The organism is Pullulanibacillus pueri, from assembly GCF_014639255.1.
In the GTDB taxonomy this organism is placed as follows: domain Bacteria; phylum Bacillota; class Bacilli; order Bacillales; family Sporolactobacillaceae; genus Pullulanibacillus; species Pullulanibacillus pueri.
On sequence record NZ_BMFV01000003.1, the window covers coordinates 61,007 to 85,648 of the forward strand.

Sequence of the window (24,642 nt, forward strand, 5' to 3'; positions counted from 1 at the left end):
TATGAAGAAAAAGTTGATTTCGATAACGGTGATGATTATTTTGATATTTGCTTTATCGGCATGTGGATCTTCAAAGGATAGTGGAGGGAAAGATGGAAAAGTAACTTTAACTCTTTTAACGCATTATTCAGCACAGCAAGAGGACGAGCTCATGAAGTATATAAAAATGTGGAACAAAGAAAATCCGAATATCCAAGTTAAACATAAGTCGGTTAATTTTGATAATCTATTATCTACTGTTATGGCCCAGCAGACATCAGGGCAATCTTCTGATATTGTCCACGTTTATTCGTTGTGGGGAGGGCAACTCAATCAAAGCCATGTGTTGGCAACCCCACCTAAGGATGTAACAGATGATATTAAGTCAAATTATCCTGATGCAGCAATTAAGAGTTCAAGCGTTAATGGGAACCTATTAGGCTATCCATCGGAAATTGAAACTTATGCCCTTTTCTACAATAAAAAATTATTAAAAGAGGCTGGGTATGATAGTCCACCGAAGACATGGGATGAGATGTATGAAATGTCAGAGAAACTTACGAAAAAGGACTCTAAAGGGAAGATAAAACAAGAAGGTTTTGGGCTATTAAGCGGTTGGGATTCAGCTGTCGTCCATCCTTACCTTTCCTTGCTATACACCAATGGTGGAAATTTCTTAAGCAGCAATCATAAACAAGCGGAATTGAATTCTCCAGAGGCACAACAAACGTTTGATTATGAGATGAAATTTATTAATAGTGGGATTACAGATCGAAGCTTCGACGCTCAAAAAGGGTTTGCAAATGAAGATGTTGCCATGACCATTAACGCAGGGTGGTGGCTAGGTTCTTTAAAAACAACTATGAAAGATAAATTTAAAGATGTTGCAGTAGCTCCAATTCCCTCACCAGACGGTAATGGACAAGGAAGCATATCGTATGGTTATTTTTATGGTGTTAATAACCAATCTAAGCACAAAGAAGAAGCATGGAAGTTCTTAAAATGGTTAAATTCTAAAGAACTTGATAATGGTGCAACAGGGGAAAGTCAATTTTTAGTTTCACAAGGAATCATTCCAACTAGAAATAGTGATATTAAAGCCCTCAGCAAAGAATTAAGTGATCCAAATTATAAACCATTCATCAATGCCTTAGACTTTGCAAAACCAGAACCTAATATTTTTGCTGGACAAAAGATTAAGACGGATTTACAGAAACAAATTGAACAAGTTTGGAGTAAACAAACATCTGTTAAAAATGGGTTGAATAATGCTAATAAAGTCATTAATCAAGAATTGAAATAACAAAGGGGGCATTAAGCCCTTCTTTGTTTCAAGTTTAATAGAATCTAGGGTAGATTTGAGTTTTAGGATAGAAAGATAAGAGGGAATATGAGTTTTATTTATCATGGATATGATAAATAACGGTACTTTCTCAAAAAGGGTGTGAATCTAAAATGGGTTATGAACTTAATAAACAAATCGCACCACAGGTTAAACAAGGAAGAAAAAAAATGATAACACAACAAGGTGTTATGGGGTATATTTTTATGCTCCCATCCCTGGTCTTTTATTTCATTTTTCTATTAATCCCCCTTGTGTTTTCCTTGTTTTTAAGCTTTACAGAGTGGGGCGGTTTTGATTTTTCCTTAATAAAATGGGTGGGGTTTAAGAACTATAAAGATTTTTTCTTTGGTGGACACGGATTTTTATATCCTGTTTTAACAAATACATTAATTTTTGCCTTTGGCTCAGTTCTTGTTAGCTTTTTTATTGCTTTGGTGATTTCATACATGATCACACGTCTTAGACTTGAAGGTTTCTGGAGAACACTATATTTCTTACCTATGGTTACTAATGTCGTTGCGGTTGGAAATGTATGGGATTTTATGTATGACCCTACAAATGGCTTAATTAATAGTTTTTTAAACACATTAGGGTTACCAACAGTTAAATTTATGGACAACCCTCATATCGCATTGTATTCAGTTATAATTGTTGCCGTTTGGTCTGGTATTGGAAGTGCTATTTTAATTTTAAGTGCAGGATTAAAAAATATCCCAGATTCTTATTATGAGGCAGCAACGATTGATGGGGCAGGTTCCTTTAGATTATTTTGGAATGTTACAGTTCCCCTTTTGAAACCTTCAATTTTATTTGTTCTTATAACGGGATTTATAGGAGGTCTCCAATCTTTTAACTTAATTTTAGTTATGACAGGTGATGGCGGCCCAGGAAATTCAACCAACGTGTTAGGGCTTGAGATGTATAATCAAGCCTTCAAATATGGGCAATGGGGAATGGCGAGTGCGATGGCTTTTATTCTTTTTGTCATCGTGTTAATTATTACATTAATTCAACTACGCGTTTTCCGTAGCGGAGGAGTTGAAAACTACTAATGAAAAGAAAATTCCCTTGGTTTTCATACCTGGTTGTTATTATTGGCGGTATCTCGATGATTGTTCCTTTTTTGGACATGGTATTCACCTCATTTAAAAACCAAAAGGAACTTAATAGTCTTAAATTTTCATTGCTTCCAGAGCATTATCATTTTGATCATTTTATAACTGCTTTTCAAGAATTAAATATGGGACGGTTATTTACCAATAGTATTTTAGCGACTTTAGGTGTTACGGTACTGGTGTTGCTAACGAGTACACTAGCAGGCTATGCCTTGACAAAAATTAGATTTAAAGGTCAGCAAACACTTTTTAAATTTATTTTAGCCACAATGATGTTCCCGGCATTTTTATTTTTGATCCCCAACTTCTATATTACTGTTCATTTTCCTTTAGTTGGAGGAAATGATTTATTCGGTGAGGGAGGGAATGGTGGACTTGCTACATCAGTCTTGGCTTTGATTCTCCCTTTTTCAGTTAGTGGGTTTGGGATTTTCTTAATGCGCCAATTTGTTATGACCATTCCAGATGCTGTAATAGAAGCAGCGCGAATTGATGGTGCATCAGAGTTTCGTGTGTTTTGGCAATTGGTTATACCGATGACATTACCAGCAATGGCGACTTTAGCTATCTTTACTTTTATCGGTCAATGGAATGAATTAATATGGGGCCTTCTTATTTTTACAGTAAATAATAATTTGGCTACGCTGCCTGTTGGTATTCAGATGTTGCAATCGGCTTTAGATCCCGACTTGACTAAAGCATTAGTAAGTGCAGCTATAACTATTAGTGTTATACCTGTTATGATTTTATTCATTATCTTGCAAAAGTATTATGTAAAGGGTATGCAAATGTCTGGTGTTAAAGAATAGAAGGGGGCATGTTTGTGCAATTAGGTGTAGATCATTTTTTGAATCAGGAAGCAAGGCAGTATAAAAATAAACGTATTGGACTTTTAACTAATATGACGGGTGTCAATCACAAGCTTCAACCCACTATTGATCTGTTTTATGAGCATCCTGATATTCAATTGACAGTATTATTTGGACCAGAACACGGAATCCGTGGGGACGCTAAAGAAGGTGAGAAAATAACTTCTAGTCAGGATCCTTATACTGGGTTACCGGTTTATAGTCTATATGGTGAAACACGTAAACCCACCAAGGAAATGCTAGACAACGTAGATGTAGTGGTCATTGATCTTCAGGATATTGGGACAAGATTCTATACCTTTATCTATACAGTTGCGAATGTTATGGAAGCATGTAAAGAATTTGATAAGGAAGTTGTCGTTCTTGATCGCCCGAACCCAATTAATGGTGTACAAAGAGAGGGAAATCTCGTCAAAGAGGAATTTAGATCATTTATTGGGCAATATCCATTACCTGTTCGACACGGATTAACTATTGGTGAAATAGCGTTACTGTATAAGCATGAATTTGGATTAGACTGCAAGCTGACTGTGGTGCCCATGTCAGGATGGTCACGGGAAATGTATTTTGATGATACTGGACTTATTTGGGTACCCGCCTCTCCTAATTCGACTGGGCAAGTGATGAGTATTTTGTATCCAGGGACATGTCTCATTGAGGGGACAACACTTTCAGAAGGAAGAGGGACAACACGTCCATTTGAAATAATTGGAGCACCATTCATAGAGGGTTATAAATTAGCTAAGTTTTTTAATGAAAGAAAACTAGAAGGCGTTATTGCAAGACCAACTTCTTTTATACCAACCTATCAAAAGTACAAGGATAAATTATGTTCAGGTATACAAATACATGTAACGGATAAAAAGAAAGTTCACAGTTTTAAGACTGGTCTCTACCTCCTAGAGACGGTTGCTAAAATGTACCCTGAACAATTTGAATTCCGAGACGCCCAAAAGAAACGTTCGTTTATTAATCTTTTGGCAGGAACGGATAAGTTAAAGGACAAAATTATGCGACAGGAAGTTGATTATTTTCTTGAAGAAACCCAAGAAGAATTAGAAGGTTTTACAAAAAGGGTTTCTCCTTATTTGCTGTATAAAAATGAATAAAAAGTGGGTGGAAATGTGGATAACCATTCTCTAACGACTGAGAGTTTAAATCCAAATACGACGTATATAGATCAAATGACAACGATAGAAATATTAACATGTATAAATAATGAAGATAGAAAAATAGCAGATGCGATACAACAGGTACTTCCTAATATTGAAGCAGCGGTAGAGATCATTTATGAATCCCTTAAGAGTGGTGGTCGTGTTTTTCTAGTAGGTGCTGGAACGAGTGGGCGATTAGGGGTGCTTGAAGCTGCAGAGTGTCCACCAACATTTGGAATAAGCGATCAACTTATTCAAGCTGTTATTGCTGGCGGGGAACAAGCGATTTTTAAAGCAGTGGAAAGCGCAGAGGATGATGAGTTCAGAGGGCAAAAGGATCTAGAAAAAAGAGGATTAACGCATAAAGATGCTGTTATCGGTATTGCAGCCAGTGGTCGAACACCATATGTTATAGGTGCTGTTAAATGTGCAAAACAGCAAGGAGCAAAAACAATAGCTTTAACGTGTAATAAAGAATCAGTATTGGGGCAATTAACGGATAGAAAAATTGAGGTGGTTCCTGGTCCAGAGGTCATTAGTGGTTCAACCCGTATGAAGGCTGGAACTGCACAAAAGATTGTTCTTAATATGATTACCACTTCAGTAATGATTAAATTAGGTAAAGTCTATCAAAATTTAATGGTAGATTTAAAAGTTAGTAACCAAAAGTTGAAGGAACGTGCAATTAATATTATAAAAATGGTGACGAATGCAGATGAGAAAGAAATTAATGATGCCTTAGCAAACGCTCACTATAATGTGAAAACGGCAATTGTTATGTTAGAACGAAACATGAGCTATGAGACAGCGTTGGAATTATTAAACGTATCAAATGGCTTTGTGAGACAGGCTATTGATAAAAAGAATAATCATATTTCTATGAAGTAAATAGGAGGATTTTCAAGATGATTACGTATAGAACCTATGAACCTGGTGATGAAAAACAAATTGTTGCACTTTGGAATGAGACTCTAGAAATGGATCCTACGAATCCTAAGCGTTTTCGAAATTTAATTTTATTGGATGCAAATTTTGATCCAACTGGATTACAACTTGCATTTGATGATGATAAATTAATTGGTGCTCTTTATGGCTTACATCGAAAATTACCAATGTATGGTTTAGATTTAGAGGCTGAGAACGGTTGGATTACTTTTTTCTTTGTTTCACCGGAATACCGGCTTCAAGGTGTTGGAAATCAGCTTTTAGAAAATGCGGTTCAATTTTTTAAGGAGCATGGACAAACCACTATTTTTTTTGCTTCTTATGCACCAAATTATATTGTTCCAGGTATTGATAAGGAAAATTATCCAAAGGCAGCTTCATTCTTAGAGAGTAAAGGCTTTAAAACAGTTTATCCTTGTGTTGCTATGGACCGAAACCTAGTCAGTTTTAAACTTTCTGATGAGATCAAATCACTTGTAAAGGAAAGGGAAAATGAGGGGTATTCGTTTCGGCAGGCGAATGATGGTGATTTATATAACGTAGTCCAATTTGCCAACGAAATTTTCAACCCCGATTGGGGGCGTGCAATACGTGAGGGAATACCACAGGGATTACCAATGGAAAGGATCTGGGTTGCATATAATGACAGGAAGCTCGTTGGTTTCTGTATCCACGGTGGGTATGAAGGTGTTCCGGATCGTTTTGGTCCCTTTGGAGTGGACCCTGAAGAACAAGGAAAAAAAATAGGAAAAATTCTTCTTAATCTTTGTTTATACTCTATGAAATCTGAAGGCTTACATGGTGCCTGGTTCTTGTGGACAGGTGAAAAAAGTACAGCAGGTCACCTCTATAAAAAAACGGGCTTTGAAATTACACGTACTTTTTATGTCGTTAAAAAAAGCATATAAAATTTTTAGGTCCTTGAATCTAAGGGACCTTTTTTCTAAGGGTGTGGAACGTGAACATGGAAGAAAAATTTATCGTTGGGCTAATGTCCGGGACCTCTGTTGATGGTATAGACGCAGCGTTGACTCGTATTATAGGTTCGGGAAATAATACAAAAGTTGAAGTGCTTAATTTTATAACATTGGACTATTCTAAGGAAATGAGAGGGAAAATTTTTCAGGCAATGGATCCTGAGCGTTCATCGACACCTTTAATTTGCAGTTTAAATTTTGAACTTGGGTATTGTTTTGCCGATGCAGTAAAGAAGGTCTGCCGTGATGTTCAGTTTGAGTTAAAAAGGCTCAATGCCGTTGGTTCTCATGGTCAAACTATCTATCATATCCCTCAATCTGAAAGTACATATATCCCCTCAACACTACAAATAGGAGAGCCTGCAGTCATCGCTTATCAGACAAAAACCTCAGTAATATCAAACTTTCGAGTCATGGATATGGCGGCAGGGGGTCAAGGAGCACCACTTGTTCCATATATAGATTACCTATTATTTAAGAATCAACATAAAGCAGTGGCATTGCAGAATATTGGTGGTATTTCTAATGTGACAGTTCTTCCAGAGAATTGTTCGTTGGAAGATGTGTATGCCTTTGACACTGGGCCTGGAAATATGATTATTGACGAGCTTGTTCGACGATTTTATGGCATTAATTATGATCCTAATGGTAAATATGCAAAACAGGGAGAAATCTCTCAACCACTTTTAAATGAAATGATGGAGGATCCTTACATTAAACAATTTCCACCTAAAACAACTGGGCGGGAATCCTATGGTAAGGCCTATGTTGATCGATTATTAGAAAGTTGGAGGAGGTTGTCTCCCAATGATTTAATTGCGACGGCTACATATTTTACAGCTAAGTCGATTGCACAAAACTATGAAAATTTTATTCTATCAAAGCATAAAATTGAAGAAATAATCGTAAGTGGTGGGGGCAGTTATAATCAAGCCTTAATGACATGGTTAGATATTTTACTTCCTCAACTATCAATCAAGACAGCAGGGGATTATGGGGTAGCTTCGGATGCTAAAGAGGCGGTAGCTTTTGCGATCTTGGCAAATGAATTTTTTAGTAAACACTCCGCAAATGTACCGATGGCTACAGGGGCGGAAAAATCTATTGTCCTTGGAAATTGGACACCTTATATTGATCAAAAATAAATCATGGAGAATGAATTGATAGAATCTAAAGGAGGTCTAGTGTTATTGACCTCCTTTTGTTACTATTAAACTATTAAAATTATCTGAATTAACTTCCTCATGAGGCGACTAATGTATATCCTTCAGAACATATTCATATCATCATCTTAAGAAAAAAACTGAGTGAGAAGATTAAAAAGATAGGCAAAGAGACGTACATAGAGGTCCTCTTTAGCATTTCAAAAGGGACTATTATTTTTGTTACTTTGCTCTTAGAAAGGAGAAATTATCATAACCGACCGATATGTATTAAGTCATCTAAAGACCGTAAACGAAGAAGCGATAGATATTGTGATTGAGGACGGTCGTATTGCAAAAGTCACAAAAGCTGGATGTGGTCAGGGTGAGCAAGTCTTAAATTACTCAGGATGTTATGTGTCGAGTGGTTGGATTGATTTGCATGTTCATGCTTTTTCTGAGTTTGAGCCGTATGGAGATGAACTTGATGAGATTGGGATAAGACAAGGGGTCACAACTGTCGTTGATGCTGGAAGTTGTGGGGCAGACCGCATTCGGGACTTGTTTTTAAGTGCTGAGGAAAGTCAAACCAATCTCTTGGCCTTCTTAAATATTTCCAGGATAGGATTACAAAGGGTAGATGAGCTTTCCAACTTAACATGGATCGATAAGCATAAGGTCCTTGAGGCTGTCCAAAACTACTCGCAGAAAATAGTAGGCCTGAAGGCGCGAATCAGTCATAGTGTTGTGCAGGACAAGGGCATTAAGCCCTTGCATATCGCGAGAGAACTTTCAGAAGCGACTTCCCTTCCTTTAATGGTTCATATTGGCTCAGCCCCGCCAGATATTGAGGACATTATGCCGTTATTGCAAGCCCGAGATGTCGTCACCCATTATCTTAATGGCAAATCTAATAATCTCTTTCTTAAAAGTGGCAAACCTCGTGAAGTGTTACGAGAGGCCATCAAGCGCGGCGTTCATTTAGATGTCGGCCATGGCACTGCAAGCTTTTCGTTTAAAGTGGCTGAAGCGGCTCGACGGCATGGTATTGGACTAGATACTATTAGTACCGATATTTACCGTGGCAATCGATTGAATGGTCCCGTTTATGGCATGGCTCATGTTCTTACAAAATTTCTTTATTTGGGGTATCCGCTACAAGAAATCATTGATGCAGTGACGCTCCATGCCGCTGGTTGGTTGAATCGACCGGAGCTTGGGCGCATAAAGGTGGGAGACTCAGCCAATCTCACGTTATTTATAGTGAAGGATGAACCGACAGAGCTTACCGATTCAGAGGGTGAGGTTCGCGTGGCCAAGCAAAGACTAGACGCTAGAGGAGTGGTTGTGAATGGTAGACTCATTGAATGCTAAATATGGTTTGAAACGAGTGATTAATGCAAGCGGGCGGATGAGTATTCTCGGTGTTTCAGCTCCTACCGATACGGTTATGGAGGCCATGAAAATAGGGGGCCAACAGTATGTCGAAATGGCCGACCTCGTCGATAAATCTGGAGATTACATCGCCAGTATCCTGGGATCGGAAGCAGCCATTGTGGTCAATTCGGCATCAAGTGGTATTGCTTTATCAGTGGCCGCTTTAGTCACTAAGGGTAACCAGCGAAAAAGTGAACGTCTTCATCAAGAAGTCATCGCAAAAAATGAAATTATCTTGCTGAAAGGCCATAATGTGCAATATGGTGCGCCGATTGAAACGATGATTTACCTCGGAGGCGGTAAGCTTGTGGAGGTGGGCTATGCTAATGAAGGACGAGCAGAGCATATTCAAGCGGCCATTAATGAAAATACGGCGGGGATTTTATATGTCAAATCACATCATGCTGTTCAAAAAAATATGATTTCTATTGAAGAAGCGTGGCAAGTCGCTCAAAACTATGACATCCCTTTAATTGTTGATGCGGCGGCTGAGGAAGAGATTCAGAAGTACGTTCACTATTCCGACCTCGCGATTTACAGTGGATCCAAAGCCATTGAAGGCCCCACTTCTGGGATTGTTGCGGGTAAGCGCAAATACATTGACTGGTTAAAGGTGCAACTACAGGCGATTGGGAGAAGTATGAAAGTGGGGAAAGAAACGATCTTCGGCCTTCTTCAAGCCCTTGATGAATATGGGAATAAAGAAAATAAGAGTGAGCAAGAAAAGGAAGCCTTACAAGAACTTCTGCACCTCAATGATTGCGTGGGTGTTCAGGTTACTATTGTTCAGGATGAAGCTGGGCGAGCGATTTATCGGGCGAGGATTAGCATTAATCCGCTCAAAACAAAGGTGACAGCAGCTGAGGTCGTTACTGGCTTGCGAGACGGAGAGATAGCGATCTACACAAGAGATTATGGCGTAAAACAAGGTTATTTCGATATTGATCCACGGCCACTTGCTGAAGGAGACATTAGCATTATTAAAGAGAGAATACAAGCTTTAGTCGGTGGTGAGTGCTGATGCCATGCATAATAAGGATTTTAGATGCTCATCTGGCCATGAACGAGGCGTACAGAGGAAAGAAATCGGTGGATCTGGATGTCTAAGAAGATCGCCGCTTTTGGAGAAGTCATGATGCGCCTACAAGTCCCAGGTTATGAATCCTTATCACAAGCAAGTACATTAAACTATACGTTTTCTGGTACCGGTGTTAACGTCACTTCGGCGTTGGCACGATTAGGACATCACGGTTATTTAATCACAAGACTACCGGAAAATGCGCTTGGTGATGCTGCCTTTTCCTATATTCAAAAGCTGGGAATATCCCCTGAGTTCATCAAGTGTGGTGGGGAGCAGCTAGGTTTGTATTTTTTAGAAAATGGCTATGGTCCCCGGCAGAGTCGAGTCACTTATACCAATCGACAGCTGAGTAGTTTTAATACTGCCCCTATTGACCTTTATCCGTTTGAGGAGATCGCAGTGACCATGGATATGGTTCATTTTTGTGGGATTGCTCTTGCGATGAATGATCGCGTCCGAGAAAATATGAAGCAATTGGCCGAAGCAACTAAAATGGCGGGGGGAATGGTTGTCTTTGATTGTAACTATCGCCCCTCACTATGGGGAAAAGAGGGCTATGAAAAAGCTAAACCCCATTATGAAAGGATGCTTTATTTAGCTGACATGGTGATGATGAATGAAAAGGATGCTCGGTGGATTCTCGGGATGGAGACAGAAAAGGAATCCCAAGAAGAACAGCTTTTAGACCTCATCCCTAGAGTTGCTAAGAAATACTCGATTTCTACGATTGCTGGGACTCATCGTTCGATTTATCCTAATCATTCTCACTCATTGCGTGGCTACATTTTTCAGCAGGGCAGCTTTCAATTCTCTAAAATGTTAACGTTTTCGGTATTGGATAGAATCGGGGCAGGAGATGCTTTTACAAGTGGGATTTTGCATGGCATCATCCAAGGATTCTCTTTAGAAAAGACTGTGACGTTTGCGGCAACCTCAAGTATGCTGGCCCACACGGTTGTCGGCGATACGCCCACTGCAACGGAAAAGGAGATTCTCCGAGCTATGACGATGACAGCCACTGATGTCGAACGGTAGTTGTGGATGAGTATATGAATGGATATAATGTTTGCATCCTTTAAAAATAAAAATAAGCATGACACGAAAACCCGTCAACGGACGGGTTTTCTTTTATGGCAAATAGATAAATTAGTGGAAGAAACTTTTAAATCTGACATAGGCTTGTCACCATTAAAGCTTGGCGACAAGTCAAGTTTTCTAATTTTCGTGTCGGGGATTTGAGAGGGATCATTGCTCTATTGAAATAAAATTCCGCATATTTTATAAAATCGTGGAATAAATTTATATCAGATAGCAGGTTTAGGAAGGCGTCTGTGTAATGTTTTGTCTTTTATGAAAGAAAACAAAACCTTGTAGGCATTATGGTTTATACCATTGGCCGGACTGGACAGGCATTGTGTTTCTTCCTGACCTATCATTTTTGTACGTTGTAAAAATTATGGTCTATTTTTTTGCGAAATAATGTACAAAGGAGTGCTTGAAGTCTATGTCGCCAAAACCATCATTGGAATTATCCTCCTTAATAACGGAACAAAGAAATACAAACAGTATTCATATCGATGAGCTATCAACATTGGAAGTTTTAAAGATTATTAATCAAGAAGATCAGAAGGTTGCGGTGGCAGTTGAAAAAGTCTTACCAAAGATTAAAGAAGCAGTCGATTTTGTCTACTCAAGTCTCTTAAATGGCGGAAGGCTTTTTTATGTGGGAGCGGGGTCGAGCGGAAGGTTAGCGATTCTTGATGCTTCTGAATGTCCACCAACGTTTATGGTACCGCCTCAACAAGTTCAGGCTGTTATGGCAGGGGGGATCCGAGCAGTTACAGAGGCCTTAGAAGGATCAGAAGATAGTGAGTCCTGTGGAGCTAGTGATTTAAAGGAGAGACAACTCACAAAGGAAGACGTTGTCATCGGCATCACAGCCAGTGGTAGAACACCCTACCCGATTGGGGCTTTAAAATATGCCCAACAAATAGGTTGCAAGACGATTTCATTAACCTGTAATCCCAACTCAGCGATCAGTGAATGGGCAGATTGTAAGATTGAAGTCATTGTGGGACCGGAAGTCTTAACGGGCTCTACTCGAATGAAATCGGGAACAGCTCACAAAATGGTATTAAATATGATTTCAACAACGGTCATGGTGAAATTAGGAAAAATCTATGAAAATCTTATGGTCGATGTCCATGCAAGTAATTTCAAATTGCGAGAGCGAGCCAAAAGGATTGTCATGGAAATTACTGGAGTATCTATAGAACAAGCTGGGGAAGTCCTAGAGAAGACAGGACACAAAGTCAAACCCGCGCTAGTCATGATCATGGCTAGTGTCTCCCATGAACAGGCCATCGCTGCTCTTCATCAGCATAAAGGTAATGTCAGATTAGCGATCAACGGGACATAGGGACAGGTTCCTTGTCCCATCCGAACTCAAATCGGTATACAAGATCCTGACCCTCTGTTTCTTTATATAACTTTTATCATAAGGGGTGGAAAGTCATGAAGGCTAGAAAGAAAGGGATGTTATTCTCTGTTGTTGCTGTTCTCTTGGCCATGTGTCTATTAGTTGGTTGCTCTTCTTCAAGCTCAAGCAGTTCGAGTTCTGGATCGAAATCAGGAAAGTCTAGCGATGGGTTGTCAGGCACCCTAGAAATTCAATATTTTGTCGGTGGATATGGTGACGCCTGGTGGAAAGATGTGATTAAGGATTTTCAGGCTAAGCATCCTGATCTCACGATTAAGCAAGATGCTGGACCCAATGTGAATACGCAAATGAAAACACGTTGGATATCCAATAATCCTCCGGATGTTGTCTATATTGATGGTGCCGGTGCGAGTGAGACGCAAATGATTGAAGATAGTCAGCTGATGGATCTGACGGACTGGGTGAAGTCAATTAAGCTAGACGATGGTACGCCGTTGATGGATAGTTTTATCGTACCGCCTAGCAATTATGATGGCAAGATTTATAGTCTTCCCTTAGTGTTCGATACTTGGGGCACTTGGTATAACAAAGCGCTCTTTGAGAAAAAAGGCTATGACGTTCCAACAGACTTTGAGAGTTGGATGGCGTCAATGAAAAAAATCAAAGAAGATGAAGGGATTGCCCCATTTACGACAACGGGTAAGTATCCTTATTACTTTTTAAGAGGGGTATTGTTCCCAGCCTTTGCATCCGTTGGTGGCGAGGATCTTCTCAATGCCTTAATTGATGGGGATAAAGGGGCTTGGACCGATCCTCGAGTTGAAAAAATCATGGGAGACGTTCAAAAAATGCAAGAAGCGGGTTATATCGATAAGGGATTTGCAGCTCTAAGTCATACGCAATCACAAATGAACTTCCTTTTAAATAAAAATGCCTATATTCCAGTAGGCTTCTGGTTGCCGAATGAAATGGCTAAAGATGTTCCTAAGGATTTTAAATTTGGGTTTATCCCGTCACAAATGCATGAAAAAAGTGATAAAGCGTCGATCGTTCCTGATTTACGGCCTTTAGCCATTGCCAAAAAGGCTAAAAATCCCGAGGCAGCCAAAGCGTTTGTTGAATTCGCCTTCCAAAAAAAATATGCTCAGACGTTTGCAGAGAAAACAGGGGCGATGATGAACATGAAAGGTGTCGACTTGGATAGTGACGCTAAGGTTCCTTCTTACTTGAAGGATGCCAATAAAATGATTAACTCCGGCGATGTTCAAGTGGTTCAGAAAGACCACCCTATGAGTCAGGATTTTGAAGATCCACTAAGCGATGCTTTGGTTTCTTTAATGCTTGGAAAAATGGATGCCAAAGCATTTTGTCAAAAGGCAGAAGCAGCTGCCCAAAAATACAATGCTAAAAAATAAAGATGACGGTGAAATGTAAAGGCTCTAAAGGGGTCTTTACAATTCACCTTTTTTCAAAACGCGTCAAAGTGTTACGCAATTTAGAAAAGGAAGGGGCGAGGGCATGGTTCAGTCCAAAAGGCAAAAGTATCTCTTCTTATTATTTTGTTTACTTCCGACTTTAGTCGTGTTTGTTATTTTTACAATTTATCCTTTATTTAATGGCTTATATTTATCCTTTTTTGATTGGTCAGGGACGGGCAGTGTCAAAACCTTTATCGGACTAGGGAATTATAAGGAATTGCTCCATGATCCGATTATCCCTAAAACGATTTGGCATGATTATTTCCTCGTGGTCACTAAAGTCATCGGAATTATGATTATTGCGACGTTCTTTGCTGTCGCTCTGACGCAATTGAAGGTCAAAGAGGCCCCGCTATACCGAGTAATTTTCTTCTTTCCTAATATCATGTCTGTTGTGATTATCGGGATCTTGTGGCAGTTTATCTACAATCCGGATTTAGGTATTTTTAATACAGGACTAAAAGCAATAGGGCTTGGCAGTTGGACACGCCCCTGGTTAGGAAGTATGGAGTGGTCTTTACCAAGCTTGGTGTTGCCCTCTGTTTGGGCAGGTATTGGTTTATTTATGCTGATGCTCATGGGTGGGATTATGAATGTCTCGAAAAGTCTTTATGAAGCAGCGGAGATTGATGGGGCGAATCAGTGGCAACAGTTTTGGCGTCTGACCGTTCCACTCGTGTGGCCACAGATTAAAACTTCCATTTTATATATTGTGATTACCACGCTTAACGGCTCTTTTGTCATCGTTCAAATCATGACACAAGGGGGTCCAAATAATGCCACCCAAGTGATGGGCTCTTATTTATATCAGAAAGCCTTTCAAGAATTCCATTTTGGTTACGGAGCCACCATTGGCGTCATGATCTTAATTTTATCCTTGGCAACAGTATTAGTCCTACAATTCTTATTAAAAAGGGAAAAAGTAGAGTATTAAAGGGGAGGTGAGCTGATGAAGCTTGGAAGGATTCTTATGAAAACAGTGATACGTGTTCCCTTGATTATTTGGGCCTTGGCTGTTCTCTATCCTATCATTTGGATGTTTCTAGGCGCCTTTAAGTCCAACGGGGAGATCTTTGCCTCACCATGGTCTTTGCCCAAGGTGTTTAACTTTCATAATTTTGTTTCTGCCTGGACAGATTTTAATATCGGAACGAGTTTTCTAAATAGTATTTTTGTCACCGTCTTAGGGACAATCTTGAGTTTATGTTTTGCATTGCCGACTTCTTATGCGATTGAACGTCTACAATTTCGTGGCAGTAAGGTGCTATTTAATCTCTATTTGTCGGCGATGATGATTCCTATGGTATTGGGCTGGATTCCGCTCTTTTTTCTCCTTTTAAAATTTCATATGATTGATAATTTGTGGGCCTTGTCCCTGATTTATGCGGTGACACAGATTCCTTTTAGTGTGTTTATTTTAACGAGTTTTTTGGGGACAATTCCGAAACAATTAGAAGAGTCGGCAGCAATCGATGGTCTCTCACCCTATGGGATTCTCTTTCGTATCGTGACCCCTTTGATGATGACGGGGATAATTACGGTTTCCATCATGAACGCAGTGAATTTCTGGAATGAATATTTCATGGCGATGATCTTCCTGCAAACCGATGAGCACCATACTTTAGGAGTGGCCATGGATTTGATGAATCAACAAGCACAATATACCAATGCCTGGGGAGCACTCTTTGCCGGTCTCTCCATAGCGATTATCCCGATCATCATTGTCTACGCTATCTTCCAACGACAAATTACTAAAGGAATGACTGAAGGTGCTGTAAAAGGGTAAATAATGATAAGACATAGTGCTAAAGGTCATATCTCGTGGGTCCTGGCAATGAACTTGTGAGCTGGCCATTCCTCTTATCCAAGTCTGGGACAGTAAACCTGTCCCTCTGTCTCAACTTAGTGTAGAATAATAGTGAAATTGTGGACAGATAAGAGAGGTGGCCTTTTATGGTAAAAATGAATCCTATTAAAGTGTATCGTGGTCAGTATTTAGAAAGTACGCACGATTTTCATGCGGCTGTTGTTGATAAAGAGGGCCGTTTACTATATAGCTATGGTAATCCTGAAAGAAATACATTTGCCCGGTCTTCGATGAAGCCATTTCAGGCTATTCCTTTAATTGAAACGGGTGCTGCTGAACATTATAATTATGGTGCTCGTGAGATTGCGATTAGCTGTGCTTCCCATAGTGGTGAAGACTTCCATCGGGAAACGGTCCAGGATGTGTTAGATCGCATTGATTTAAAAGTTAATGACTTACAATGTGGGATGCATCCGCCGAAAAATGATGAAGACTATAAGGCTTTGCTTCGTTCAGGTGGTGACTTGACGCCGCTTTACTCTAATTGCTCAGGAAAGCATTCGGGCATGCTAGCGACAGCTGTTCATATGCATGAGGACTATAAAACCTATCGAGACATTGATCATCCTGTTCAGCAAAGAATCATCCGAGCCATATCTGAAGTATGCAATACCCCTATTGAAGCGATTGATTTAGGTGTTGATGGATGTGGTGTGCCGGTTCATCGCCTGCCTTTAAAACAGACCGCTTACGGTTATGCTCAATTGGCTGCTGGACAGTCGACAACTGAACCCGAGAGAAGTCAGACCTTGCAAATGATTCGAGACGCGATGATGGCCTATCCAGAAATGGTGGCCGGGACAGACTGCTTTGATACTGATTTTATGAAAATGTTCCCTGGAAAAGTCGTTTCCAAAGGCGGAGCTGAAGGTGTTCAGTGCTTTGGGTTAGTGGAAGAAGGCCTTGGATTCATCATAAAATGTGAAGATGGTAATCCTCGTGCACTCAGTGCCATTACCTTAAAGATCTTAGAAGACCTTGGGTTTGTTTCTGATGAGCTGAAAGCAACCGCACTCTATCAAAAATATCGTATCCCAACAGTGAAGAATATGCGTAAGGATAATATCGGTGACATCGAAGTTGATTTTGAATTAAAAAAAGAAAATGAGTAAATAGAAGAGAAAAAGGCGACTCACAATGTCGCCATGAACAAAATAAATGACAAGCAAAAACGCTCAGATTTGAGCGTTTTTTTAACAGGGAAGAAAATATAAAATTTTGGATATAGCCAGAGTGAACGGTGTGGATCTCCACTCCAGAGCGATCCTTGCTGTTCCAGCATGACTCTAGTTTAGGCATTAGTGAGCAGTGGCGCTGAGGAACACACTTAGTATAAGTGTTCCGAATCTCGCGTCTTCAGTTTCAATCAACTGAGTTGCTAATGCTGCTTGCCTTTAGCCGGCTGATGCTGATTTTCTAGATTTCTTTGAAAAACGGTCACCAAGACGCGGTTCTGATGCCCGTTTTCTAGATACTTATGAAAAACGGTCACCAAGACGCGGTTCTGATGCCCGTTTTCTAGATTTTTACGAAAAACGGTCACCAAGGCGCGGTTCTGATGCCCGTTTTCTAGATACTTATGAAAAACGGTCACCAAGATGCCGTTCTGATGCCCGTTTTCTAGATTTTTACGAAAAACGGTCACCAAGACGTGGTTCTGATGCCCGTTTTCTAGATACTTATGAAAAACGGTCACCAAGATACCGTTTTGATGCCCCGTTTGCCTGTAATGTCGGCGTATCATGTAATGGAAAGCCTTATAAGAGCAACTTTAGCCTTCGTCATTAAGGCTTGGCGATAGTGTGTGAGTGTGAAGGCACGAACATCAGGCTGTGCTTAGTGAAGTGTAAGCCAAGTTTTCTAAACAGAGTCCTTCTTCACCTAAAGCCCAGTTACCACAATGAGTTTATACATCGTGACTGCTCGTGCTACCTGAAATAAAATACTTCTTTTCAATTTTTTCGAGAGGATATATTAGAGATAAAATCAACCAGGCAACGATTTTACTCATAACACTAGCGGTTGAGAGTGCTGTTAAAAATACAAATAAAAGGAATGCAACCAAATAAACAATATAACGAAAACTTTTAACGGTCTTTGCTTTGCTGACCTTTGATTTCTGTGGTCTTTTCGGTTGTATGAGTTCAAGGATGAAGAGGACACCGAAAAGAAATATAATGTTTCCTCTATCGCCGATAGCCATTAAATAAACAAAACAAAAAGGGATGACTAAATTTAAAAAGGCAAAGATAAATTCCCTCCAGAAAGTCTCTTTGTTCCATGCCTTTGCCTCTAAAATAAAATCGCCATCGTTTTTTTCAACGGCTCTTTTTATGAACAAGTATATGATGTATATGATTAAAATAGCCATCAAAGCAAATATTAAAAAATTACTGAAGGCGAGCTGCGCTAGGCCTCCCATAGCGATAACAACCCCTTTCTTATGAATACTTTTTCTTATGAATATCCCGTCAAATAATGAGGACATAATTTTTAAAATATTATATTATTAGGTTAACATAAATTTTCCATTTATAAAAATCGTCCGCCAAAATTAGCGAACGATTTCAAGTGTTAAATGACAATAAAAGTAATAACGATTTAGCCATAATGTTAGCTCACAAACTAACGGAAGCACGATCATCTACCGAAAGAGGATCATATAAGTAGGTATTTGCGAGCGGCTTAAGTTCTATTGGCTTTTTTATGAGGTAAGAACACGATAAAAATGAGTGACATTAAGGTGAAGCCGACGGTCCACATAAAGGTATGATTAAAAGCAGTGTTCCGGGCGGCAATAGTGAGAGCTGATTGAGAAGTCATTTGATTTTGTAAGATAACAGCAAGCACTGAAGCACCAAAAGCGCCACCAATTTGCTGTAAAATTCGAGTGGCGCTACTGGCATGTGGGATCTGTTCCTTGCTTAATCCGTCATAAGCGGTTGCCATAATGGGAAGCATAACGCCTCCAAGTCCTCCACCACGGACAACGAGAGCGATGGCCAGCAAAAATTCACTCGTATGGGCACCGCAAAAGGCAAAGGGAATAGTACCAATGAGTGTTAAAAGGGTACCACAGAGTACGACCCATCGAGAGCCGATGGCATCTGTCAGTTTTCCCGCTAATGATCGCGTCAATAACATCCCGACACCTTGAGGAATCAATAGTATTCCTGAAACGAGCACGCTCTCTCCACGGACTTGTTGATAATAGAGTGGGAGTAATAACATCCCGCCATAAGAGGATAGACCTGATAAAAACAAAAGACAAGAAGAGGCGGTAAATGGCATGCTTTTAAATATACGGATATCAATGACTGGGTTGTGAGATTTTCTTAAGACATAAAGGCAGAAGACCATCATAAATATAAGGCCAATGACAATGGGGATGATGACTGAACTATGAAAAAAGCCAAGACGCGCGCTGACCTTGGTGAGCCCATAAATCATTAACACAATACTAGGAGATAACAAGGATAATCCAATGAAATCGAGTTTTTGAGATTGATTTGTGGCTTCATCCTTTGGTAGTCCCCATACGGCAAGGATTAAGGCGATCAAACAAATAGGAATATTAACATAAAAGATCCAATGCCAGTTAAGATAATGAATAATAACTCCACCTAATACGGGGCCGAGAATAGGACCGATGAGTACCGGTAAACCAACAATGGCCATTAGTTTACCTAATTTCTCTCCGCCAGTTGCCCGCACAACCATGGTTTGCATGATGGGCATCATCAAACCACCACCCATGCCTTGAATCACTCTAAAGGCAATGAGACTTCCTACATTCCATGATAAACTTGATAAAACAGAACCTATTAAAAATAAACTTAAAGCGAATATCCATATATTTTTACCCCCAAAACGATTAAGTGCCCATCCTGAAATAGGAATAACAATACCAAGGGCGATTAAATAACTTGTCATCACCCATTGAATCGTGGAAACCGATGTGTGTAAAGCATTTCCAAGGGTATCGATGGCGACATTCATGATCGTGGTATCGAATAATGGGGCAAGAAGTCCAATTAACAAAATCCATGCCATTTTCATAACGGCTGGATCTATTTTTTTATTGGCTGTTTGTTCAATAGGTTTATCCATGTATGTTACACTCCTTTTTTTGCTATAAGATACTCAAAGTTTCTTATTTAAACTTATGATATAATAAAACAATAAGAAACGCAACGTATTTTATTTCAGTCTCGACCGTCTGTAAGACTCCCACTTCAAAAATGGGGATGCAAAGCTGTTTAAGTGGGGGTAAGGGACGCTAACACCACGACGAGTTCAACTAACATCAGTAGGGGAAAATCAAAAACCCCCACCGATTGGAGTTTCACTTTATGGGAGGTTTTCATGTGAATAAGAAAAATGAAGGAGAATTTCCGACAAGACGAAGAGGTGCAGAATTAGAAGCTGCCATTATGCAAGCAGCCTGGGATGAATTGATGGAGGTAGGGTTTCCAAACTTTACAATAGAAGGGGTTGCTGCTCGAGCTCAAACAAGTAAGCCCGTCATTTATCGCCGTTGGCCGAATCGCGAGGAGCTTGTCTTGGCAGCTATTCATAAAATTTTACCGGCACCACCGGATGAAGTTCCTAATACTGGGGAGCTTCGGAGCGATGTCATTATCATATTGAATCAATTGAATGACATACTCCGTAAGATTGGGCCAGAAACGATTCATGGATTAATGTCTGTTCTAACAGGTATACCCTTATCTGAATTGATCAATTTTCGAAGAACCAATGCGATGTCAACCATTTTAAATCGTGCAGTGGAGCGGGGAGAAATTCGTCATGAAAAAGTGACGGCACGCATTACAAGGCTGCCTGTTGATTTGGTCAGACATGAGGTGTTAATTACCTATGAACCGGTGTCACAGGATACCATTGCAGAAATTGTGGATGAGATATTTTTACCATTAATTAAATAAAGCTACTGTATCAAGCGCTGAAAAAAATAACGCATTTTATCTCGGTGTAGCCGTCCGTAAGATTCGTACTTTAAAACATGAATAGTACAAAGACGTTTAAGTGCGAGATAACGGACGCTGACACCCTAATTGAAGTTTCACTTTATATAGAAGATGGGACTTCCATCAATGTGAATGTTGAGCAGGATTTATGCATAAAGAGCTTGAATTCTTACTAGAATGAGATATATTTCATATAAACGTTTTCGAAATTTTGTAATCGGTTGCATTTAAAAATTGAGGAGAGGATGGCAAAGGATGTTTAATGGATTAGGCATGGGGCTAGGCAATCTCTCTAGACTTTCGCATGCAAAAACGCGTTCCATTAGCCCGGAAAATTTCACGGGGGAAAAAGGGAAAGGTGCAATGGCAGTTGAGGGGACAGGAGCCCAACCAGCTAGGGAGCTCGGAAAGGGCTGGAAGATCTCTCCTTCCGTCGATATTAAAGGAGAGACCACATTCACAGTAGCAGACATTTCTGGGCCAGGGGCGATTCAACACATTTGGTTGACGTGTCATCCCAATCATTGGCGAACGTCAGTAATTCGCATGTATTGGGACAACGAAGAGGCGCCCTCTGTAGAAGTGCCTTTAGGTGATTTTTTCTGCAATGGTTGGTGTGAGCGAAGTAACGTAAACTCCTTTCCCGTTGTGGTTAATCCAGCCGGTGGGATGAATTGTTATTGGGAATTGCCGTTTAGGAAACAGGCCAGAATTACAGTAGAAAATTTAGCTGAGGAAAAAATGACGCTGTATTATTCAGTGAATTACACGTTAACAGAAGTCCCAGAGGATGTTGCTTATTTCCATGCGCAATGGCAACGCAGCAATCCGGTTCAGTATAAGGATGTTCATACGATTGTTGAAGGGATTAAGGGTCAAGGTCATTACGTAGGGACTTATATTGCTTGGCAAGTCAATAGCAATAATTGGTGGGGAGAAGGCGAGTTAAAGTTCTACCTCGATGGGGACCAGGACTATCCGACGATTTGTGGGACCGGAACAGAAGATTATTTTGGTGGGGCATGGAATTGGGAGCAGCCAGCAGGACAGTATAGTACATATTCCACACCGTTCCTTGGCATGCATCAATTGATTAAACCCGATGGTCTTTACCGAGCGCAGCAACGGTTTGGGATGTATCGCTGGCATGTCATGGATCCGATTCGTTTTGAAGAGGATTTAAAAGTCACCATTCAGGCGCTGGGCTGGAGATCGGGAGGACGCTATTTACCCTTACAAGATGACATTGCTTCTGTCGCTTTCTGGTATCAGGCCGAGCCTCATACAAGCTTCAAAGCACTTCCAGGTAAAAATGACTTAGAAGTGATCTAACGCGCCGGTTGAGTAGTAAGCCATTATTTAAAATAGAAAAGCATAGAAGGAAGCCTATTGAAAAAATGGTCGGGAGCGGCTGGCGTGTGTGTTAATGATAAAAGCTAATTCCTGATGGTCAAGCAAGGTCAACCAGAAGAAAACAAGACATGGACAGTGCCTTCGGGTGGAAGCGAAGAAAATGAATCGCTTGTAGCTTGCTGTATTCGTGAATGTTATGAAGAGACAGGTTATCACGTTGAGATTGTTCGCTCGCTTCATCTTAAAGAAAGAGTGACTTTTGGTCATGATGTCACCGTTCAATATTTTGAGGTGCACATCGTCGGAGGGACGAGGTGTATTCACGATCCTGATGAACTAATTTATGATATCGCTTGGAAATCGGCAGATGAAATCAAGAAGCTCTGAGCTTTCTTTTCCTGAGGATTTAGAGTTTCTGTTGAATTTTATCTATCAAAAGGAATTGACCCAAAAAAAATGAGATGCAATATAAGAGGGTGAGACAGAGGTATTTCACTCAAAGAAAAATCCGAACATTCTTTTTTGAATGAACGGATTTTTCTTTATTCTTAGCATGAGGCGAAGCGCTCTGTCAAAATACTTCGCTTTCCTCATGCCCACACGACTAAGGAAAGCTACTTAGAGAATAATCCTCGCAGAAAAATCGTGTTTTTACGATTTTTTGATGTGGGTAGGGTCGACGTTCGACGCACCATCGGGGTCCCCGAAAAGTGCTCTTTACTTTTTGGGGTGGTCATCGGGGTCCTCGAAAAGTGCTCTTTACTTTTTGGGGTGGTCATCGGGGTCCCCGAAAAGTGTTCTTTACTTTTTGGGGTGGTTGAGGTGCTAGCTTCGACGTTGTCACACGGATGTGACGGTTTTAGTCGATCGTCCTTAGTTGGCCTCAGCTCACTTGGGAATGGATCATTTGGTTTCCCAAGTATTTATGAATAAAAATCCCCTGTTCCTGCGTCTACTCGTACCGCTTCGTCGCCAGCTTTCTCGGAACAACTCGACGTTTATTCGAGAAGTACCGCTGGTTGCTATTCCCGCCTGCGTCTTCGTATTTTGACTACGCTCTCCATTTCCTGCTATGCCTCTGAAAGTATATTGTTCGGTATGTGTATTCATTATTTTGTATTGTCATAGCTTCTGATCTCTTTTTTTATTTAAGCTGGTCTTTATACAGCCCAATTCCCGTTACGGAAGAGCGGAATGACTTCTCCTGATGCAGTGGTCGCATCGATCGACATTTCTGCTGATCCCATCATAAAATCGACGTGGGTTAAGCTGTCATTGGCACCCAGTTTCGCAAGCTCTTCTTGAGTCATATCTGATCCGCCCTTAATATTGAAAGGATAAGCTTTACCAATGGCTAAATGACAGGAGGCATTTTCGTCGAATAAGGTGTTAAAGAAAATAATACCGGTATCCGAAATAGGAGAATGATGAGGAACAAGGGCGACTTCGCCTAAATAATGAGATCCCTCATCGGTTTCAATAAGATGCTTAAGCGTATCTTCACCGTTCTCTGCTTTATAATCGACAATGCGACCCTTTTCAAAGGTTAAAGTAAATTGGTCGATAAGCGTTCCCCCGTAATTCAACGGCTTAGTGCTGGTTACATAACCATTCACACCGGTTTTTTTAGGCATACCGAAAACTTCCTCAGTAGGCATGTTAGGAACAAAATATGTACCTTTACTATTTGGGCTTCCTCCGCCCATCCACTTATGTTGGTCGGCAAGCTCAATGGTGAGATCAGTACCAGGCGCTTGATAATGAAGACTTTTAATCTCTTTTTCATTTAAATAATTGATTTTTTCAGTCAGTGTTGCTAAGTGTTGTTTCCAGTTCTCAACTGGATTCCCATGGGACACGCGTGTTGCTTGAAAAATCTTTTCCCAAAGCGCTTCAACAGCTTCTTCTTTGCCTAAGTCTGGGAACACTTTTGTTGCCCATTCTGGTGTTGGCACAGAGACAATCGTCCAGCTTACCTTGGATGACATTTGATACTGCATAAAGGTTTTCATTGCTGCACTGGCTGCTTTATTCGCAGTTGAGATTTTCTTAGGGTCAACCCCTTTTAAGAGATCTGGATTACTCGCAGAAACACTCATGAAAGCGGCGCCCTCTTCAGCAAGCTGTTCGAATCCTTTGGCTTTCCAAACTGGGAATTCTTCAAAAGCTTCATCAGGTGCCATATCAAACTTGAGGCGTCCAATGACTTCATCAGACCAATCGACAATGACGTTTTTAGCCCCAGCTTCATACGCCTTTTTAGCGGCGAGTCGAACAAAGTCTTGAGCAATAATCGGAGTACGGATCACAAGGGTTTGTCCCTTTTGTAAATTAACGCCAATTTTAACCGCAAGCTCCGCATAATTTTTTAATAATGTGTTGAAATTCTCCATAGAATTCTCCTCCTCTTCACGTATCCTTATTCTATCACATTACGTGAAACACTATATCATGTGAATTCCTTATAATAAG

At 40.3% G+C, this 24,642-nt stretch carries 21 protein-coding genes and 1 pseudogene; 18 read left to right on the forward strand and 4 right to left on the reverse strand.

All coding sequences use genetic code 11. The features are described 5' to 3' along the window. The first annotated feature begins 1 nt into the window (after position 1). From IEV91_RS03240 to IEV91_RS03310, 15 genes are all read left to right on the forward strand, one after another. Positions 2-1,282, forward strand: a complete 1,281-nt coding sequence (locus IEV91_RS03240; RefSeq protein ID WP_188495972.1) for an ABC transporter substrate-binding protein — start codon at positions 2-4, stop codon at positions 1,280-1,282. A gap of 152 nt (positions 1,283-1,434) precedes the next feature. After that, a complete protein-coding gene (locus IEV91_RS03245) occupies positions 1,435-2,376 on the forward strand; it encodes a carbohydrate ABC transporter permease (protein ID WP_204871277.1) in 942 nt (313 codons plus the stop codon). Next, positions 2,376-3,248 (forward strand): carbohydrate ABC transporter permease, encoded by an 873-nt coding sequence (locus tag IEV91_RS03250; protein ID WP_188495973.1) that lies wholly within the window; start codon positions 2,376-2,378, stop codon positions 3,246-3,248. The genes IEV91_RS03245 and IEV91_RS03250 overlap by 1 nt, the downstream gene beginning before the upstream one ends. 14 nt (positions 3,249-3,262) lie before the next feature. Next, the gene (locus IEV91_RS03255) at positions 3,263-4,417 is read left to right on the forward strand and encodes an exo-beta-N-acetylmuramidase NamZ family protein (RefSeq protein ID WP_188495974.1); all 1,155 of its coding nucleotides are present in this window, start codon (positions 3,263-3,265) and stop codon (positions 4,415-4,417) included. 15 nt (positions 4,418-4,432) lie between these two features. Continuing rightward, positions 4,433-5,350 carry an N-acetylmuramic acid 6-phosphate etherase gene (murQ, locus tag IEV91_RS03260; protein WP_188495975.1) on the forward strand — a complete coding sequence of 306 codons (918 nt, stop codon included), beginning with the start codon at positions 4,433-4,435 and terminating at the stop codon, positions 5,348-5,350. Between the two features lie 17 nt (positions 5,351-5,367). After that, positions 5,368-6,315: a GNAT family N-acetyltransferase gene (locus tag IEV91_RS03265; RefSeq protein WP_188495976.1), complete on the forward strand. Its 948-nt coding sequence runs from the start codon at positions 5,368-5,370 to the stop codon at positions 6,313-6,315. Between the two features lie 56 nt (positions 6,316-6,371). Further along, entirely contained in the window at positions 6,372-7,529 is a 1,158-nt protein-coding gene (gene anmK / locus IEV91_RS03270; protein WP_188496073.1) for an anhydro-N-acetylmuramic acid kinase AnmK, read from the forward strand. Between the two features lie 270 nt (positions 7,530-7,799). Next, a complete protein-coding gene (locus IEV91_RS03275; RefSeq protein WP_188496074.1) occupies positions 7,800-8,900 on the forward strand; it encodes an amidohydrolase/deacetylase family metallohydrolase in 1,101 nt (366 codons plus the stop codon). Next, complete coding sequence (locus IEV91_RS03280) at positions 8,878-9,984, forward strand: DgaE family pyridoxal phosphate-dependent ammonia lyase (RefSeq protein ID WP_188495977.1); 1,107 nt, start codon at positions 8,878-8,880, stop codon at positions 9,982-9,984. The genes IEV91_RS03275 and IEV91_RS03280 overlap by 23 nt, the downstream gene beginning before the upstream one ends. A 78-nt stretch (positions 9,985-10,062) precedes the next feature. Further along, positions 10,063-11,079 carry a sugar kinase gene (locus IEV91_RS03285; RefSeq protein ID WP_188495978.1) on the forward strand — a complete coding sequence of 339 codons (1,017 nt, stop codon included), beginning with the start codon at positions 10,063-10,065 and terminating at the stop codon, positions 11,077-11,079. 469 nt (positions 11,080-11,548) lie between these two features. Continuing rightward, complete coding sequence (gene murQ / locus IEV91_RS03290) at positions 11,549-12,463, forward strand: N-acetylmuramic acid 6-phosphate etherase (RefSeq protein WP_188495979.1); 915 nt, start codon at positions 11,549-11,551, stop codon at positions 12,461-12,463. A gap of 95 nt (positions 12,464-12,558) precedes the next feature. Beyond that, positions 12,559-13,899, forward strand: coding sequence for an ABC transporter substrate-binding protein (locus IEV91_RS03295; protein WP_229745377.1), 1,341 nt, complete (start codon positions 12,559-12,561; stop codon positions 13,897-13,899). Between the two features lie 103 nt (positions 13,900-14,002). Further along, positions 14,003-14,896, forward strand: a complete 894-nt coding sequence (locus IEV91_RS03300) for a carbohydrate ABC transporter permease (RefSeq protein WP_188495980.1) — start codon at positions 14,003-14,005, stop codon at positions 14,894-14,896. A 15-nt stretch (positions 14,897-14,911) separates the two neighbouring features. Continuing rightward, a complete protein-coding gene (locus IEV91_RS03305) occupies positions 14,912-15,748 on the forward strand; it encodes a carbohydrate ABC transporter permease (RefSeq protein WP_188495981.1) in 837 nt (278 codons plus the stop codon). A 167-nt stretch (positions 15,749-15,915) separates the two neighbouring features. Further along, positions 15,916-16,941, forward strand: coding sequence for an asparaginase (locus IEV91_RS03310; protein WP_229745378.1), 1,026 nt, complete (start codon positions 15,916-15,918; stop codon positions 16,939-16,941). A gap of 266 nt (positions 16,942-17,207) precedes the next feature. On the opposite strand, the gene IEV91_RS03315 is transcribed toward IEV91_RS03310, so the two are convergent. The 3 genes from IEV91_RS03315 to IEV91_RS03325 all read right to left on the reverse strand — a co-directional run bounded on the left by IEV91_RS03315 (position 17,208) and on the right by IEV91_RS03325 (position 19,939). Continuing rightward, on the reverse strand, positions 17,208-17,573 hold the full coding sequence (locus IEV91_RS03315; RefSeq protein WP_188495982.1) for a hypothetical protein: 366 nt from the start codon (positions 17,571-17,573) through the stop codon (positions 17,208-17,210). A gap of 162 nt (positions 17,574-17,735) precedes the next feature. Further along, positions 17,736-18,251, reverse strand: a complete 516-nt coding sequence (locus IEV91_RS03320; protein ID WP_188495983.1) for a hypothetical protein — start codon at positions 18,249-18,251, stop codon at positions 17,736-17,738. A 263-nt stretch (positions 18,252-18,514) separates the two neighbouring features. Beyond that, positions 18,515-19,939, reverse strand: a complete 1,425-nt coding sequence (locus IEV91_RS03325) for an MDR family MFS transporter (protein WP_188495984.1) — start codon at positions 19,937-19,939, stop codon at positions 18,515-18,517. A 257-nt stretch (positions 19,940-20,196) separates the two neighbouring features. Here IEV91_RS03325 and IEV91_RS03330 point away from each other — a divergent pair, with 257 nt between their 5' ends. From IEV91_RS03330 to IEV91_RS03340, 3 genes and pseudogenes are all read left to right on the forward strand, one after another. Then, entirely contained in the window at positions 20,197-20,775 is a 579-nt protein-coding gene (locus IEV91_RS03330; RefSeq protein ID WP_204871281.1) for a TetR/AcrR family transcriptional regulator, read from the forward strand. Between the two features lie 297 nt (positions 20,776-21,072). Beyond that, entirely contained in the window at positions 21,073-22,149 is a 1,077-nt protein-coding gene (locus IEV91_RS03335) for a glycoside hydrolase family 172 protein (RefSeq protein ID WP_188495986.1), read from the forward strand. 114 nt (positions 22,150-22,263) lie between these two features. Further along, positions 22,264-22,630 (forward strand): annotated as a pseudogene (locus IEV91_RS03340) (NUDIX hydrolase). Between the two features lie 700 nt (positions 22,631-23,330). Here IEV91_RS03340 and IEV91_RS03345 read toward each other — a convergent pair. Continuing rightward, positions 23,331-24,563, reverse strand: a complete 1,233-nt coding sequence (locus IEV91_RS03345; RefSeq protein WP_188495987.1) for an aminopeptidase — start codon at positions 24,561-24,563, stop codon at positions 23,331-23,333. Between the last annotated feature and the right edge of the window lie 79 nt (positions 24,564-24,642).

Bases quoted from the DNA above. Each gene is read 5' to 3' on its own strand.
- IEV91_RS03240 (WP_188495972.1), top strand. From the start codon at position 2: ATGAAGAAAAAGTTGATTTCGATAACGGTGATGATTATTTTGATATTT.
- IEV91_RS03245 (WP_204871277.1), top strand. From the start codon at position 1,435: ATGGGTTATGAACTTAATAAACAAATCGCACCACAGGTTAAACAAGGA.
- IEV91_RS03250 (WP_188495973.1), top strand. From the start codon at position 2,376: ATGAAAAGAAAATTCCCTTGGTTTTCATACCTGGTTGTTATTATTGGC.
- IEV91_RS03265 (WP_188495976.1), top strand. From the start codon at position 5,368: ATGATTACGTATAGAACCTATGAACCTGGTGATGAAAAACAAATTGTT.
- anmK (WP_188496073.1), top strand. From the start codon at position 6,372: ATGGAAGAAAAATTTATCGTTGGGCTAATGTCCGGGACCTCTGTTGAT.
- IEV91_RS03280 (WP_188495977.1), top strand. From the start codon at position 8,878: ATGGTAGACTCATTGAATGCTAAATATGGTTTGAAACGAGTGATTAAT.
- IEV91_RS03285 (WP_188495978.1), top strand. From the start codon at position 10,063: ATGTCTAAGAAGATCGCCGCTTTTGGAGAAGTCATGATGCGCCTACAA.
- murQ (WP_188495979.1), top strand. From the start codon at position 11,549: ATGTCGCCAAAACCATCATTGGAATTATCCTCCTTAATAACGGAACAA.
- IEV91_RS03295 (WP_229745377.1), top strand. From the start codon at position 12,559: ATGAAGGCTAGAAAGAAAGGGATGTTATTCTCTGTTGTTGCTGTTCTC.
- IEV91_RS03300 (WP_188495980.1), top strand. From the start codon at position 14,003: ATGGTTCAGTCCAAAAGGCAAAAGTATCTCTTCTTATTATTTTGTTTA.
- IEV91_RS03305 (WP_188495981.1), top strand. From the start codon at position 14,912: ATGAAGCTTGGAAGGATTCTTATGAAAACAGTGATACGTGTTCCCTTG.
- IEV91_RS03310 (WP_229745378.1), top strand. From the start codon at position 15,916: ATGGTAAAAATGAATCCTATTAAAGTGTATCGTGGTCAGTATTTAGAA.
- IEV91_RS03315 (WP_188495982.1), bottom strand. From the start codon at position 17,573: ATGATACGCCGACATTACAGGCAAACGGGGCATCAAAACGGTATCTTG.
- IEV91_RS03320 (WP_188495983.1), bottom strand. From the start codon at position 18,251: ATGGGAGGCCTAGCGCAGCTCGCCTTCAGTAATTTTTTAATATTTGCT.
- IEV91_RS03325 (WP_188495984.1), bottom strand. From the start codon at position 19,939: ATGGATAAACCTATTGAACAAACAGCCAATAAAAAAATAGATCCAGCC.
- IEV91_RS03335 (WP_188495986.1), top strand. From the start codon at position 21,073: ATGTTTAATGGATTAGGCATGGGGCTAGGCAATCTCTCTAGACTTTCG.
- IEV91_RS03345 (WP_188495987.1), bottom strand. From the start codon at position 24,563: ATGGAGAATTTCAACACATTATTAAAAAATTATGCGGAGCTTGCGGTT.